The sequence below is a fragment of the Halomonas salinarum genome (assembly GCF_012062845.1).
Classification (GTDB): Bacteria; Pseudomonadota; Gammaproteobacteria; order Pseudomonadales; family Halomonadaceae; genus Onishia; species Onishia salinarum.
Map to the genome: position 1 here is coordinate 61,943 of NZ_WWNB01000002.1, position 15,435 is coordinate 77,377.

Below are 15,435 nucleotides of genomic sequence, written 5' to 3' on the forward strand. Positions count from 1 at the left end.
TCTTCAAACCAATTGCCTAGCCCATCATAAAATACTCATTAATACTTATTGGCTTAAACGCGACGGTTCGCTCAGGCCAATACAAATACGGACTATGCTTACCGCCCAGCACTCCATCGCTCAGCAAGGCTATCCACTACTCGCGTTTCACTCCACTTGCTCTGTTGCTTTATCCGTATCGATCGCTTGCATATCATCGAGCAGCAATTCATAGCTCCAGGCCACATCAGCAATATCGGACGGCGAGTAATAGATGATATCGCCCTTAAAAGGGTAGTGGCTGACGGTAGTGGAAACCGAGAGCTTCGACATATCCACATCCTTTTTTGGGATGTAGTGACGACTGGGATAACCGCGCTCGCGCATTTCAATGCCGTTACGGAAATCAGCAACTAAGGAGTCGCCAGCAAGGGGCCGCACCGGCCGGGAATGCGGATTAAAGCGGTTTGATCGGCCATGGCATTCCCTTGCGTATCGGCTGATCCATCAGCCTAGAACGAGGGAATCAGAATGTCACCGTTTGGCGACAATTTCACTTAGGCTTTTGATCAACGTCAGTATCATGAAACTAGTCCGCGCAACATCAACGAGGCATCAGATACGTGGCACTAACGCCACTTGCCCACCATGAGGGTGGCGATATTGGGCTGAGGGAAACTATCAGGATGAGTAAGGAGCAGCGGAGCGGCGCCGCTGACGCGATGCGTCACGGCGTATCCACGAGTTCCATATGCAGCAATGGGTAGGGTTTATCCAGGCCGTCGAGCGGTGAGCGATCCCTGACGGCAAACCCCTTGTGCTGGTAAAAGCCCAGCGCCTGTGGGTTCTGTTCGTTCACGTCTACCTTGGTGGCGCCTTGAGCCGTTACCGCGTCATCCAGCAGCAAGGAGCCGATGCCCTCCCCGCGCGCCTGCGGTGCTATGAACAGCATCTCGATATTGCCGTCGTGCACGCCACAGAAGCCCAGAATTTCACCGTTCCCGTTTTTTACGCAAGTTAAATCGACCGCGCCGAAGTACTGCTCGTAAATAAGCGGCTTCAGCTCCAGGAGGTCCTGTTCGCGCAAGAAATCATGGGTTGCCCTGACCGATGCCTCCCAGACATCCAGCAGCTCACGATAGTCTGGTTTCCCTACGCTCTCGACGTTCATCAAACACACTCTTCTTGCGTCATGTACCGCTACCGCGCCCATAAAAGTCGCCATGCCGCCTGCTGGTGTCAAATGATGAAGGCGCTTGTCGAAGGTCTCGAAGCCGATCCGCTCGGCGCTGACGCCAAAGTGAGGGCCTTCACCGACTTCGCGGCGGCACCACTCCGTCGAGTCGATATACTCTGGTAATCACAGACACCGCCTTTTTGGGTGCCTCTTCGTTCCGGCGTCGAGGAGCACGCTCAGGGTGTCGACGGCAGGCGGAGGCTATAGGATGGAGAACGAATCCTCGGCATCGCGTTCAAGGAGGCACCATGCCTGCCACCCGCACGACCTCGCCCACCCTGGAGCGGTTCCACATAGCGTGGGATCTGCTCATCATCATGCTGGTAGTCGCCAACCTGGCCCTGCTGCTGTTCGATAGCCTCTTCCTGCTGCCACCGCTGAACGCGGCCTTCGAGGCGGTGGCGCCTGGTCTTTACGGCGCTTACGACCAGCACATCCATGCCAACTTCATAGCCATCGACCTGGCGTTCGTGGCTGTCTTTCTGTTCGATGTGCTGCTGGGCTGGACGGTGGCCATCGCCGAGCGGCACTACCACCGCTGGTTCTTCTACCCGTTCGTGCACTGGTACGACGTGCTGGGCTGTATTCCGCTGGGCGGCTTTAGGTTGCTGCGTATCCTGCGCGTCATCTCGCTTTTGCACCGGCTGCAGCGGATGGGCCTTATTGATGTGCGCCGCTGGCGTCTCTATGCCGTGTTCGCCAAGTACTACGACATCCTCATGGAGGAGCTCACCGACCGCATCGCCATCCGCATGCTCGACAACGTGCAGGGCGAGCTGCGCGATAGCGATAAGCTTTCCAGCTCGTTGATGGAACGGGTGATACAGCCCCGCAAGCAGGCGCTGGTTCGCGAAATCAGCCAGCGGCTGGAGACCATGGCGGGTGACGCCTATACCCACAACCGCGACGACACGCTGCGCTACGTGCGCGGGCTGGTCGGCCGTACCCTCTCGGAGAGCCCGGAGCTTCAACGGTTGGGGCGCCTGCCGCTGGGCGGCCAGCTGGCCCGGGGGCTCGAGGGCTCGCTCTCTGACCTCGCCTGCCACCTGGTCGATGAAGCGCTGACGGGGCTGAAGTCGGCGGAGTTCTCCGCTCTGGTGGAGCACCTGGCCGATAGCGGCTTCGATGCCTGGCTACGCACCGATCCCAAAACCGAGCAGATCACCGAGCAGGTGCTGATCGACATGCTGGAGCTGCTCAAGGAGCAGATCGCGGTCAAGGGCTGGCAGCACAAGTACGATTGAGCAGCCAACGTCGACTACCCTTGGGCGCTGGCCATGAGGCCGCGCAGGCGCTGTTGGCCCTTGGTTAAGAACCGGTCAGAAGCCGACCAGGAGCCGGTCGGCGACCCGCTGACGTTTGGAGCACTATGCAGTCTCTGCCAGACTGAGGGGCACATTCATTCCGTGCTGGGATGAGCGTGGCCTGCCGTTGGCGCCCTTTTCACCAGGCCGCTATCGCCACGCACTCATCCTTCTTGCATGGGAATAATCGACAGGAGGTTAGCCGTGACGACTAGCCCATCGACTATCTTGCCCCTCGATCCAGAACGCGTTGCCACGATTGAAAGGTTTGGCGGCACGATCACGCCGCTTGACCCGATAGGTGCCGAAGTGAGGGGCATCGACTTGTCCTCGCGAGACACACCGCCAGCAGACGTTGTCGAGGCACTTGAGCATGAAATGGCCAACCGCGGCTTCCTGGTGTTCAAGAACGAAATGCCATTGGAGGCTGAGGATTTTCTGCGCGCCAGCTGCTGGTGGGGCGGCAAGGAATTGCACAGCACCCACGGCGTACACCCGGCCACACCCAAGGGCAATCAGCATATCTTCCGCCTGTCGAACGATCCCCGCCACGGCATCCCCGGCGTGGGCCCGCAATGGCACAATGATGGCAGCTTTATCCCGGATACCTTTTCGCACTCGGGTTACCACATCATTCGCCCGGCGGAGAAAGGCGGCGGCACCTATTTCGCCCATCAGGGTGCCGCTTATGATGCGCTGCCGGAAGATCGTAAAGCATTCTGGGGTCGTCTTTCCTCGGTCAATTCCGCGTCAGGCGTCCTGCATCCGGTGGTGCATGAGCACCCGATCTCACAGAAAAAGTGCATTTGGCTGCACCTGGGCATGACGGGCGCTGTCATTGAGAAGCTACCCAATCAGGATGGCTTTCGGCTGTTGAATGCCGAGGAAATGACGCAGCTTTGCCATGAGTACAACGACATACTCAATGCCGGTTTGGAAAATGGCTACGCCATCGAATTCGAGTATCAGGAAAACGACTGCGTCTTTATCGACAATCTGGCGGTCGCGCATCGCGCCGCCCCTGGCGCCCACTTGCCCGCCGATGAACAAGGGTTGCGGATCATGCATCGCAGTACCGTTCGCGGCGTTCAAGCGCTTGCTCCTGGCTTTGATTTGCCGGCGCACCTGAATATTGATCAGGCAAGCCCATTTGGCGAAGGTGTCTGGAAAGGCGGCGGTATCGGCTTCAGGTGGGAAGATGGCATTCCCATGCAGAACTGATAGCGAACGAATGGCAAACCTGTGAGAAAACCGCGTTAGGCTATTTCTGAGACAGGCTATTTCTGGAACAGGTCATGCCTGAAAGAGGTCATGCCTGAAACCGGCATGAATACCTGGAACAAGGTCATGGCGGGCACTTCATCTATCTGAAGCCCGCCATTCTAGATGGTGCTCGTGGCGTCTATTAAGGATGCCTCGTCTCGTTGACTGGCCTGCTTGACGCGGTTTCGCCCGGCAAGCTTGGCCTCGTAAAGCGCTTTGTCTCCCCGGCGGACAAAGTCTCTCTCCGTCTCTTCATAATCGAACTTCGCCACGCCAAAGCTTGCCGTTATGTGACCGACCGTCTCGAAATGCTGGTTACCCAACGCTTGGCGCAGACGCTCTGCGAGGTTCAAGGCCTTTTCAAGTGAGGTTTCCGGCGCCAGAATCGCAAATTCCTCGCCGCCCCAGCGGCTGACTATGTCACTCTTGCGGACCTGATCGAAAAGGGTCTTCGCGACGCCGCGCAGCACGTCGTCGCCTACCGCGTGGCCATGGGTATCGTTAATGGGCTTGAAGTGATCCAGGTCTAGATAGATCAGTGCCAGCGGTCGGTGATAGCGGCGAGCGGTCGCGCAAGTCATTTTCAGCCGGTCTTCGAAGCCCTGACGATTGAGTGCCTGGGTCAAGTAGTCCAGTTCGGCCCGCTTTTGATCGCTTATATCACGCATTAGCGAGTAAAAGCCCTGAACACTACCCTGGGCGTTGTATTCAGGGGTGAAGTCAACTTCTACCGGCGTGATAGTGCCATCGGGATTAGGCAGCAACTGCTCGAAGGCGACGCGTTCGCCTGCCAGCGCCGACTGCATATAGGGCCGGGTTTGTTCAAACACTTCTTCGCCCATCAACTCTGCTACCGGCTTGCCCACAATCTGTTCGGCCACGCGGTGATACCAGCGAGTGTAGGCGGCGTTGATCTCGCGGTAGTGCAGCTGCGAATCAATGAACGCGATCAGAATCGGCAACGCATCCACCAGCTGGTTTCGTCGCTCTCGCTCCCCCATGTAGAGTTGGGCATCGGCAAGCGAAGACGCGAGCACATGGCTCGCCATATTAAGCAGTTGCAGATCACTGTCGGTAAAGGCGTGAGGGCGTGCGGAGTAGACCTTGAGCACGCCAAAGCAGAGTCCCTGATGGGTCAGCGGCACCAGCAGGCCAGAACGGAAGCCGACCCGGTCGGCGGCAGCCCGAGCCACCCGCGCATCTTCGTGGCTATCGCGACAGTGGATCGACTCGCGCTTGAGATAACAGGTACCTGAAAGACTGCTGGCGATGGGCAGCCGCATCCCTATTGTCTCCACACCCCGGCCGCTGACGGAGGTGTAGACCATGTCGCTTTGCTCGGCTTCTTCTATCGCAGCGCCATCGGCGCCGGTCACCGCCCGTGCCTTCTCGACCACCTGATCGCGAATGGTCTGCAAGTCTAGCCCGGCGGTACTCACGAGCCTCTGGATGTCAGAAAGGGTTTGCAGCTGCTGGCGCTGATGCTCCAGATTGCGCATGGCAGAAACATCACGCTGGCTGGCGATGAAATAGCGCGGCCGGTCTCCAGCAGGAAAGGGGCGAACCGTCCATTCCATACGAAACGGACTGCCATCCTTGCGATAGTTCACCGTTTCACCAGAGAACACCTCCCCCGCCAGCAACTGCTGTCTCAGGGTCTGCATCAGCTCGACATCGGTTTCCGGGCCCTGAAGCAGCCGAGGCGTCTTTCCTACCACTTCATCCGCGCTATAGCCTGTCATCTCGCAAAAGGCAGGGTTCGCGTAGACGATGGTGGGCCCGGGACGATCAAGCTGATTATCGGTGATCAGAATCGCTTCGCGCACGGCGTCTAGCGTCGCTTTCAGCAATCCATCATCGTATATGGCGGAAGTCATTGCTTTCTCTTGTGCCTTTTACGAGCCTGTATTCAGGAGGGTGTGACGGCAAAAGCCAAACCCTCAATGAGCTCAACCTGATAAAAAGGTGCCAAGCTGGCGAATTCAATGCTTCCGTGCATTTTCGCCATCATTGTAGTCGAGCCAAATGTGTTCAAGCATTGGTATAAGCCTGCTTTGGGTGGCTTATTCATGCTTTTAAGACTGACGAATGTAGGTAGTTATCTCTGAATGTAGGTAGTTATCTCTGAGGGCAAGAGCAGGTTCAGGTCAGCGAAAGCCACCATCACTCCAGCTGCTCCGTGACCTTTTTTCCATCGAACGCCAGGTGCCCCGCAATCGCTTTCATCTCTTCATTCGGTTGTCCGTAACTCCATGCCACATCGGCGATAGTGTCGAGTGAGTAATACACGGTGTCGCCCTTGAAGGGGCAATGGGTGACGGTTGAAGACACCGATAGCATCGACATAGCCACATCTTCCTTGGGGATGTAGTAGCGATCGGGGTAGCCGCGCTCGCGCAGTTCGATGGCGTTTTCGGTATCAGCGATCAGGGTGTTACCGGAATGGATGCGCACCCGGCCGGAATGCGGGTGCAAGGTGATGCGGGGCGACGCTGAAGCGGCAGACATGTCACGGCTCCTCTTCTGGCTTGTTAAACCTCTAGCGTAACAGGCACACACCAGAGCCATCTGGGCTGTGACAGGCTTTCAACAACGTCATTTGTTCAGGATAGGCGCCTGAGATCGCTCGAATGGTCGATATCCAGGTGAATCCCCGGATCATCGACGGCAAGCTCAATAGCGTGTTCCCGATTGGCACGAATCACGCTTCGCGCCCCTTCATCCTTGCGATTCTCCCCTTGCTCTTCGCGCTCCTCTTCAAAGCCCTCTTGACCATTCCCTTCACCACCCTTTTCACCACCCAAGGCGGCAAGTTCAGGCCAAAAGGCGCGACCGAACAGCACGGGGTGACCGGGCCTGCCGGCCTGCACCGGTCGCACGATGCATTGGCTTGTTATCCGGCGCTGTAAGGCCTCTAACGTTTCGGGGCGCAAGGCAGGCATGTCGCCAAGCAGAATAGCCGCGGCCTGCACGTCGATGAGGTCATCATCGGCTTGCAGGGCATGGAAGGCATCGCTGATGCTCGCGGCGAGCCCTGCGCTGGCATGGGCGGCGCGAATGACCGGGGTATCGGATGAAAGCCCGAGTGCGAGGGGGTCGTCGTCTTCACGCAGCACCACGCGCAGCGCGGGAAAGGCCGTCGCCACCAAGGCCACGGTGGCGGCAAGCAGGCGACGACCATCCGGCAGGGTTGCCAGGCGCTTGTCGTCGACACCGAAGCGCCGAGAGGCACCGGCGGCCATGATCAAGGCGATACTTGTCGACGCAGGGTTTGTCACGTTGTGTCGGGCATTGTGGTCGGCGCTTTTGTCAGCCAGACCGTCATTGGGGTGCGCAGAAGGCGTGGAAGGCATAGCGCTTGGGGTTCGCTCCATAAAGCTGGGGGCAAAAGGGCTGATAACGTCGGGGCTGATAACGCAGGGGCCGATAACATAGGGGCTTAGCCATTGGGACGAATGACATAGGGGCTGATGACATAGGGGCTGAGGACATAGAAGCTGGCGTAAAGAATAGCGCCGGGCGTAGGTTGTCCGCCAGGCTCGGGGCTACCTGCCTCTATCCCGTTTTTATGAGGCCCTGCCAAGGCAAGCGCAATGGGACACCGGCACAACGTGGGCAAGAGTACCTCCCAGCACGTATGCTGAGGACCACTGATACAGAGGCAACTCGATAGAAACCAAGCGCCCGCTTAACCGCCAGTGAATAGCGGGTCACTGATCAACAAGGAGTTGAGATGGCATCACCCATATTCAAGCCGCACTCGCGCGGCGGTGCATGGCCGGTTGTAATCGCCTGGCTGGGGGTTGTGTTGCTGGTCGTGGCGGGCGTGCTGATGGCAGGGTCGGGCACGGCCTATCGATGGGATTGGGTAGCGCTTGGGACGTCGTTCTCGATGCTGCGTCAGGGTGCGCACATTGCGGTGGCTGCTGGTGCGGTTGGGCTGGTGGCGGTCATCGTCGCGGCGTTCTGCCGCCGCCCGCGCCCATTGCTGACAGGGCTTATCACCAGTACAGCCGTGGTGGCGATGCTCGCCCTGCCCGCTCATATGATGCAGCGCGCACAGACGGTGCCACCGATCCATGACATCACCACCGATCTTGAGAATCCGCCCACCTTCGAGGCGCTAGCAGAGGCACGCGACGCTGCCCCCAATGCAGTGGCCTACCCGCAGGGCTTCGCCGACCAGCAGCAAGCCGCGTACGGCAGGCTGAGCGCGATCCATCTGTCGCTTTCCATGGAGGATGCCATGGCGGCGGTAGAGGCTACGGTAGAGGCTCAGGGCTGGGAGATTGCCGCCGTCAGTGATTCGAAGCTCGAGGCCACGGCGACCACTCGCTGGTTCGGCTTCAAGGACGATGTGGTGATTCGCCTGACAGAGAAAGGCGACGGTGTTCGCGTCGATATGCGCTCGGCCTCACGGATCGGCCAGAGTGACCTGGGGACCAATGCTGCACGCATTCAGGATTTCCTGATGGCCCTGCATGAACGCGCGGCGCAATAGGATGGCTGTCTTGCAACCCACCCGGCGGGGTATGCCATCCTGAGATATAGATGCCTTGTCGCCAGACGATAGGCTATCTTCAAGCTTCCACTTGTCAGAAGACGGAAAGGAGACCCACATGAGCGACAGGAATGCCTACGAACAGAAGCTGCGTGCCAAGCTGGATGAGCTGCAGGCCGAGGTCGATAAGATGAAGGCGCGTGCCCAAAGCGCTGAAGCCGATGCACGTATCGAGCATGAGAAAGAGGTCGATCAGCTCGAGGCCAAACGCGATGAGATGCGTAAGAAGCTCGACGAGCTGCGCAACTCAAGCGACGATGCCTGGGATGATGTGAAAGCGGGCGCGGAACGTGCCTGGGCCTCGCTCAGTGAATCCCTTGAGAAGGCGCGCAGCCGCTTCAAGTAATCCACCTTTTGGCCTATCCATCCGCGAGTGGCGCCCATCAGCGGCGCCCTCGATTTTCATCACCACCCTCGATTTTTATCGCCACGCCGAAGTTGATAGACCCTGCGCTTAACTGAGTCATCGTGAGCCCATCATCGAGAAGATGGTCACCGGCCTGGGGCCGGGAAAAGGCCGGTGACCGATACCTCAGCTATTGCCCTTATTGCTTGGCTTGTTTGCGTCCGTGTCGTCAGATGCTTGGGATTCTCCGGCGCCCTTGGCGTTTTCAGAACGCTTGGTTTCTTCAGAGTCCTTGGCGGCTTCAGCGTCTTTGGCTTCCTCAGAATCCTTGGCTTCTTCAGAGTCCTTGCCTGATTGAGAGCCCTTGGCTTCTTCGGACGCTTCGCCGGCTTCAGCGGCGGCGGCCTCAGCCGCATCAGTTTCAGCTTCGGCGGCTTCAGCGGCGGCAGCTTCTGCTTCTTCGGCTTCCTCAATGATGTCCGCTTCGGGATGAAGGGGCTCGCCCTCATCATCCTGCAGCTGGTAATCGTATGCGGCCTGGAGACCGGTATCTTCCTCACCTTCCTCCTCTTCCGCCTGGGCAATGTAGCCTGGGTAAAATGGCGAGAGGATCGCTACCAGGATGCCGAGAGCAGAGAACATGGAGAACGCATTGGCATAGCCGTAAGCGTCCACCAACATACCGACGACGGGCGAGCCGGTCGCCTGTCCAAGCGACACGGCCATGAAGGGCAGCACTGGCCCCGTTGACAGCCGGCCCGGCAACAGGCGAATGCCGGTCATCAGATAGAGTCCCGTCAAACTCATGTACGCCAAGCCAAAGACCAGCGCCGAAAATGCCGCCAACACCGATTGGCCTGGGCTGGCGGCGATCAGTGCGAGGCTCGCTGCCAGCATCATCAGCATCAGGGCATGCGTAATGGGGGGATTGTTGCGATCAGCCAGGTCGGCCACCACGGCGCCGCCCAGGCCGGCAATACCCACCGCAAGCCATAGCCAACCGGTAGCGTTGGCGGGCAGGCCACCCAGGGTAACAATAAGGTCAGGCGCGAATATCCAGTAAGCGGCCGAGACGAAGCCCATCACGAAGGCAAACAGCGAGAGCCTGATGAGGCGTGACCATGGCAATTCGCTGATCGGCGCGGGTGGCGCGGCGTTTGCCGGCATGATCCGTGATACCGAGGGCAGGAGAAACCAGGAGGCGATCAAAGCGATACCCGCCAACACGGCGAAGGAAATATAGGCAAGGCGCCAGGCGCCGGCCATGAATAGCACCGTCGGCACGGCAACGACCACGCCAATACTGGTGCCCGCGTTCATGACCGAGCTGACGCGCCCGTGTAACGAGCGCCTCACCAGCGCCTGCATGGCAGCCGTCAGTGCCGGCATCATCAAGCCAGTACAGACCCCGCAGGCGAATACCCCCGCACCGAGTGTCACCGCGCTGGATGCCTGACTGATCAGCGTCAGACCGCCGACGCCGAAGGCACCGGACAACACCGCCGCGTTGCGGGCACCGAGATGGTCCGCGGCAAACGGCGCGACCAGTGTAGCCAACAGAAAACTGATGAGAGGGAGAGAACCGATGATACCGATCACATAGGGCGTGAGTTCCAGCTCATCGCGTATGGGAGGCACGAACAGACCAAAGGCGAAACGGGCGAGCCCGTAACTGATCGCGATCAGTATGGCACCAAAGAGCGCAAACCCTGTGCTCGAAAGTGGCTTCATTCGGCCTCCTTATGGCAGGCATCGACGATTCCGGCTCATTGCGCTTCCAGGTGTTGTACCTGAAGCGCGGTATCCGCCCGCTGATGCTCGATATCGTTATTGGCTTTGGTCACCATGCAACATCACATGGTGGAATCATGGAACAACTTCAGCACCTTATGGCAGCAGGTCAAGGCGGGAGCGTCAAAACTGGCACGCACCTCGTCTCGTCGAAGTAAAACATTACGAGATGGTGATAACTGTCCCATGCCCGACCATGTCAGCTTCATGTCCGGCCTGACCCTGGCATCAGGCAACGTAAGACATGAACAAGCGTAAAGACTGCCATAACGATGAGAACAGCCCTTTCATCCTAGCCAAAGATTCCTCCTAAGGCCTGGCGAGGCGCATGAACGGTGCGGAAGGCACGGCAAACGTCGAGCGTGAGGCGTGCTAGCCTTTCCCCACTTTCAACGGGAACGCGGATATTGGCATGGAAGAGATCGGACTAAGATGGCTACTCGGCCAGGGGGTTAGCCTGGTGGCGCTGGCGCTGTGCCTGGTGGGATTCGCCAGCAAGCGTGATGACAAGCTGTTCGTTCTGCTGCTCTTCGCCAACGTCGCCTTCGCCGCCCAGTTCGCGCTATTTGAAAGCTGGGTAGCGGCCGGGATCTCGGCGCTGATCGTATTGCGCATCGCCCTGGTGCGCCGCTTCCCGCGTCACCGCAGGCTGATGATCATGATGCTGCTCGCCACCCTGGCGGTGGCGGCGCTGACCTGGAGCGGCCCGCGGGATATCCCGGCGCTGACCGCGGGGCTGCTGGGCACCTGGGGCATGTTCATGCTAAGCGGAATCGCCATGCGCGCCGCCCTGGCACTGGCCGCGCTGTGCTGGGTCATCAGTAATCTGCTGGCCGGCTCGATTGGCGGCACCCTCGCCGAAAGCATGATATTCGTGACCAACGTGGTCACCATCTTCCGCCTGCGGCGGGATGCCCGCCTGCGCTACATCCACGGCTGAAACCGAAGACGCGGCCAGTGCGTGTAGCGAGGCCGAAGCTCTGCCTCACTGCCCCTTCAAGCCACCTTGGGCCAGACCATCGTGCCTGCGCAGCTTGGTCACGAAGAGCGGCGTGAGACAGCCTATCCTCGCCCTGCCAGGGTCGATCATCCTTGCAAGCGGTGACCGACCCGCCTACACCTTGAAGATGACCATGCCGGAAGCAGGGGAAGGAGTTCCACAAGGGCCCAAGGGAATGCTGCGCTTCCTGGGACTGGTGGCGTTGGGCGCATTGATCGGTAGCCTGGCGGCGCTGGCCGCGGTGAGCTTCGTGGCGGCAGTCCTGTGGCTTAACGACGTGCTACTGGTGTCACCCCGGGGGCGCATGATGTTCGCCCACCCCGGGGCGCTGGTGATCGCGACGGTGCTGGTGCCGACCCTTGGCGGGCTGGTAGTGGGTCAGCTGCACCGCGCGCTGCCCGGGCGTCGCCCTCACACCCCCGCCGATGTCATCGCCGCCGTGCAGACGCGTCGCGGGCGGCTGCCGATACGGGAAGGGGCGCTCTCGGCGCTGAGTGGCCTGGTTTCTCTGGGCGCTGGCGCCTCGGTGGGGCAGTACGGCCCCCTGGTGCACCTGGGGGCAAGCCTGGGGTCCTTGGGGGCACGGCTGCTCCGGCTGGGCCGCTCCGACGACAACATCACCATCGCCTGTGGCGTGGCGGCGGCCATCGCCACGGCCTTCAACGCGCCCCTGGCCGGCATCGTCTTCGCCCATGAGGTGGTTCTGCGCCACTACGCGCTGCGCGCCTTCGCCCCGGTGGCGGCCGCCGCCATCGTTGGGCACGTCATCGCCACCAATGTGCTCTCCCGCGGCGCCCTCTTCCATGTCGCCGATACCGTGCTGCCCCGCCCCTGGGAATTCGCCGTCTTCGTGCTTATCGGCGGCCTGGGCGCCCTGGTGGCCGGCGCCTACATGCGTTCGATCCTCGGCGTCGGCCGGCTGGCCGAACGCCTGCCCCTGCCTCCCTCACTGCGCCCGGCGCTGGCTGGCGCCCTGCTCGGCGTAACCGCCCTGTGGGTACCGGACATTCTCGGCATGGGTCAGGAAACTCTGCGCTTCGCCACCATTGCAGGTGCCTTCGGCGGCCTGGAACTGCTGGTGGTGCTGGTCCTCAAGCTGGCCGCCACGGCGCTGTGCCTGGGCATGGGCTTTGGCGGCGGGATATTCAGCCCGGCACTGGTGATCGGCACGCTGTTCGGGGCCCTGTGCGGCACTCTGGTTGGCGGCCTCGGCGGCGCCCAGGACACCTTCGTCTTCTATGCCGTCTGCGGCATGGTGGCGGTGACCGCGCCGGTCATCGGCGCTCCCCTGACCAGCCTGCTGATCGTCTTCGAGCTCACCGGTAACTACGCGCTGACCACCGCGGCACTTGCCAGCGTGATCCTCGCCAGCCCCATCGCCGCCCAGCTATTCGGTCGCTCGCTGTTCGACATCCAGCTGGCGAAGCGGGGCCTGGACCTCTCCGCCGGTCGCAGCCGCGCCCTGCTGCAGGATGCCCGGCTCCACGACCTGCTGAGCCACATCTGCGTGACCCTGCCGCCGGAGCAGTGCGTCAGCGAGGCGGTAACCCGGCTGAGCCGCTCCGGCCACGGCGAGGCCCACCTGGTCGACGCCAAGGGTTGCTACCGGAGCAGCGTGACCCTGGCCGACCTTGAGGCCATGCGCGAGGACGGCGACGGCGGGCGGCCGGTGAAGGACTGCCCCAGCACCCCGCGCCCTGTGCTGGGGCCCCAGACCTCGGTCTGGGAGGCGATGCGCCATCTTCAGGAGGTCACTGGCGAGGCCATCGCCGTCGTAGACGAGGCCGCAGACGGTGCCTTCCTGGGAGTGGTCTACGAGACCAGCATCGCCCGGGCCTTCCTGCAGCAAAGCGATGCACTTCGTCGGGAAGAATATGGTGCGGGCTGAACGCAGGCGTGGCGCAACCGGCCTGGTGTCGGCCATGCTCCTGGGCCTAGTCCTGGCAATGGGCATGCCGCTGTGCTGGCCCCTGCCAGCCGTTGCTGCGCCAGCCACCCTGACGGTGCTGAGCTGGGGTGGTGCCTACGAACGTGCGCAGCAGCACGCCCTGTTCGCGCCTTTCACCGAGACCACCGGCATCCCCGTGAACGTCGCCCGCTATAATGGCGGCCTTGCGGCCCTACGGCGTGCCGTGGCCGAAGAGAACGTACCCTGGGATCTGATCGACATGACCCGCAGCGAGGCCATGGCCGCCTGCGCGGAGGGCCTGCTCGAACCGCTGTCGCCCTCGCTGGTGGCCCCGGCCCCCGATGGCACCCCGCCCGATGAGGATTTCCTCCCCGGCGCCTTCAGCCGCTGCGCGATCACCCACTCGGTGTTCGCCACCGTGGTGGCCTATCGCCGCGACGCCTTCCCGGGACGCCGCCCCACCTCCATCGCCGATCTTTTCGACCAGCGCCGTTTTCCCGGGCCTCGCGCCCTGCAAGACACCCCGGCAGCGAACCTGGAGTGGGCCCTGCTCGCCTACGGCGTCCCTCGGGAAGAGCTCTACCGGCTGCTCAGTACCCGGCGCGGCCTGAACCTCGCCTTGAAGCGCCTGAACGGTCTTGAGGATCTGCGCTGGTGGCAGGCCGGCGACACGCCGTCGCGGTTGCTGGCCGAGGGGGAGGTGGTGATGGCCTCGGGTTACAACGGACGCTTCTTCGACGCCATGGTCAACCGCGGCCTGCCCATCGAGATCCTCTGGGACGGTCAGGTGCAGGAGCACGAGACCTGGGTCATCCCCCGCCACGCGCCTAATCCCGAAGCGGCCCGTCGCTTCGTGCGCTTCGCCACCACCACCGAGCGCCAGGCGGAGCTGGCCCGGTACATTCCCTACGGCCCGTCCCGGCAGTCGGCGGCACGCCAGGTCTCCACCCACCATGGCACCGGCCTCGACATGCGCTTGCACATTCCCACCCACCCCCTGAATGCCAAGCGCGCGATAACCCGCGACGATGACTGGTATGCCCAGACCCGAGAGCGGGTCGGCGAGTACTTCCGCGCGGCCCTGTTCGACACACCCGACGAGGCTTCCGGCGCCGTCGCCGAGCCCCCTGCGGACGGCGAGACGCCCGACCCGGATTCCTGAAAGACCACGCAAACGCGGGCCCGTGGCGAATCGGCTGAGGTTGATTCGCGAGGATTGCTGACTCAATGCTTGAGAGCGTTGTGGAGAGCGCTGTTGAGCCCCTATCTCACTTCATCTTGAAACCGCGCTCGATCAGGAAGTCACGCATGTGCGGGCGCAGCTTGGTGTCGAAGAGCGGGGTGAGATTCAAGGACCAGTTGGTGTCCTTGGTGCCGCCGCTGCGCTCACTGTAGTAACGCTGCATGGTGTCGTCGAAGGCGGCTACCTGCTCGCGATCGTCGTCGTAATAGTCTTCCTTGAGAATCGCCTCCACCGATAGCCGCGGCTTGATGCCCGGGGTCTGAGCCGGGTAGCCGATGCACATGCCAAACACCGGATAGACATGCTCGGGCAACCGCAGCAGATCGCTGACAGTTTGAGGATCGTTGCGGATACCGCCGATGTAGCAGATCCCCAGACCCTCGGATTCGGCGGCCACCGCCACGTTCTGTGCCATCAAGGCGGTGTCGACGCTTGCCACCAGAAGCTGCTCGGTCATGCCACGCACGACGTTGGCACCGGTTCGTTCGGAGGCATCGGTTGGGCGTTTCATGTCGGCGCAAAACACCAGGAAATCCGAGGCATTCGCCACATAGCTCTGGCCGCCGGCCAGTTCGGCAATCGCCTCACGGTTGGCCGGATTAGTGACATGAATGACGCTATACGCCTGAACATGGCTGGACGTGGCGGCACTCTGGCCGGCACTGATCAGCTCCCGCAGCAGCTCATGGGGAATCTTCTGCTCGGTGAACTTGCGGATCGATCGGTGGGATTTCAGCAGCTCGATGGTGGGATTCATGCAACCTCGCGAAATGCAGTAAGGGAAGGGGGCAAGATACATAGC

Annotated in this window: 15 protein-coding genes; 8 read left to right on the forward strand and 7 right to left on the reverse strand. The window is 61.2% G+C overall.

What is annotated here, in order from left to right; all coding sequences use genetic code 11:
- Nucleotides 1-147: 147 nt before the first annotated feature.
- Nucleotides 148-420, reverse strand: a complete 273-nt coding sequence (locus tag HF027_RS01815) for a DUF427 domain-containing protein (protein ID WP_280730165.1) — start codon at nucleotides 418-420, stop codon at nucleotides 148-150.
- 286 nt (nucleotides 421-706) lie between these two features.
- A complete protein-coding gene (locus HF027_RS01820; protein ID WP_168012339.1) occupies nucleotides 707-1,150 on the reverse strand; it encodes a GNAT family N-acetyltransferase in 444 nt (147 codons plus the stop codon).
- Between the two features lie 314 nt (nucleotides 1,151-1,464).
- On the opposite strand from HF027_RS01820, the gene HF027_RS01825 reads away from it, so the two are divergent.
- Nucleotides 1,465-2,460 carry an ion transporter gene (locus tag HF027_RS01825; protein ID WP_168012341.1) on the forward strand — a complete coding sequence of 332 codons (996 nt, stop codon included), beginning with the start codon at nucleotides 1,465-1,467 and terminating at the stop codon, nucleotides 2,458-2,460.
- A gap of 264 nt (nucleotides 2,461-2,724) precedes the next feature.
- Nucleotides 2,725-3,741 carry a TauD/TfdA dioxygenase family protein gene (locus HF027_RS01830; protein ID WP_245184426.1) on the forward strand — a complete coding sequence of 339 codons (1,017 nt, stop codon included), beginning with the start codon at nucleotides 2,725-2,727 and terminating at the stop codon, nucleotides 3,739-3,741.
- 161 nt (nucleotides 3,742-3,902) lie between these two features.
- Here HF027_RS01830 and HF027_RS01835 read toward each other — a convergent pair whose 3' ends face one another.
- The 3 genes from HF027_RS01835 to HF027_RS01845 form a co-directional block, all read right to left on the reverse strand.
- On the reverse strand, nucleotides 3,903-5,660 hold the full coding sequence (locus HF027_RS01835) for a diguanylate cyclase (RefSeq protein ID WP_168012344.1): 1,758 nt from the start codon (nucleotides 5,658-5,660) through the stop codon (nucleotides 3,903-3,905).
- Nucleotides 5,661-5,946: 286 nt separating this feature from the next.
- On the reverse strand, nucleotides 5,947-6,291 hold the full coding sequence (locus tag HF027_RS01840; protein WP_168012346.1) for a DUF427 domain-containing protein: 345 nt from the start codon (nucleotides 6,289-6,291) through the stop codon (nucleotides 5,947-5,949).
- 95 nt (nucleotides 6,292-6,386) lie between these two features.
- Complete coding sequence (locus HF027_RS01845; protein WP_245184427.1) at nucleotides 6,387-7,061, reverse strand: nucleotidyltransferase family protein; 675 nt, start codon at nucleotides 7,059-7,061, stop codon at nucleotides 6,387-6,389.
- Between the two features lie 455 nt (nucleotides 7,062-7,516).
- Between HF027_RS01845 and HF027_RS01850 the strand changes: the two genes are divergently transcribed.
- Nucleotides 7,517-8,284 (forward strand): DUF1499 domain-containing protein, encoded by a 768-nt coding sequence (locus HF027_RS01850; protein ID WP_168012350.1) that lies wholly within the window; start codon nucleotides 7,517-7,519, stop codon nucleotides 8,282-8,284.
- A gap of 118 nt (nucleotides 8,285-8,402) precedes the next feature.
- Nucleotides 8,403-8,690 (forward strand): sll1863 family stress response protein, encoded by a 288-nt coding sequence (locus HF027_RS01855; RefSeq protein WP_168012352.1) that lies wholly within the window; start codon nucleotides 8,403-8,405, stop codon nucleotides 8,688-8,690.
- 186 nt (nucleotides 8,691-8,876) lie between these two features.
- On the opposite strand, the gene HF027_RS01860 is transcribed toward HF027_RS01855, so the two are convergent.
- Entirely contained in the window at nucleotides 8,877-10,421 is a 1,545-nt protein-coding gene (locus tag HF027_RS01860) for an MFS transporter (RefSeq protein WP_245184429.1), read from the reverse strand.
- Nucleotides 10,422-10,432: 11 nt separating this feature from the next.
- Between HF027_RS01860 and HF027_RS01865 the strand changes: the two genes are divergently transcribed.
- From HF027_RS01865 to HF027_RS01880, 4 genes are all read left to right on the forward strand, one after another.
- A complete protein-coding gene (locus tag HF027_RS01865) occupies nucleotides 10,433-10,639 on the forward strand; it encodes a hypothetical protein (protein ID WP_168012354.1) in 207 nt (68 codons plus the stop codon).
- A 254-nt stretch (nucleotides 10,640-10,893) separates the two neighbouring features.
- Nucleotides 10,894-11,421, forward strand: coding sequence for a YgjV family protein (locus HF027_RS01870; protein WP_168012356.1), 528 nt, complete (start codon nucleotides 10,894-10,896; stop codon nucleotides 11,419-11,421).
- A 112-nt stretch (nucleotides 11,422-11,533) separates the two neighbouring features.
- On the forward strand, nucleotides 11,534-13,369 hold the full coding sequence (locus tag HF027_RS01875) for a chloride channel protein (protein WP_245184431.1): 1,836 nt from the start codon (nucleotides 11,534-11,536) through the stop codon (nucleotides 13,367-13,369).
- Nucleotides 13,370-13,403: 34 nt separating this feature from the next.
- Complete coding sequence (locus tag HF027_RS01880; RefSeq protein WP_168012358.1) at nucleotides 13,404-14,552, forward strand: ABC transporter substrate-binding protein; 1,149 nt, start codon at nucleotides 13,404-13,406, stop codon at nucleotides 14,550-14,552.
- A gap of 106 nt (nucleotides 14,553-14,658) precedes the next feature.
- On the opposite strand, the gene nfsA is transcribed toward HF027_RS01880, so the two are convergent.
- The gene (nfsA, locus tag HF027_RS01885; protein WP_168012360.1) at nucleotides 14,659-15,390 is read right to left on the reverse strand and encodes an oxygen-insensitive NADPH nitroreductase; all 732 of its coding nucleotides are present in this window, start codon (nucleotides 15,388-15,390) and stop codon (nucleotides 14,659-14,661) included.
- Between the last annotated feature and the right edge of the window lie 45 nt (nucleotides 15,391-15,435).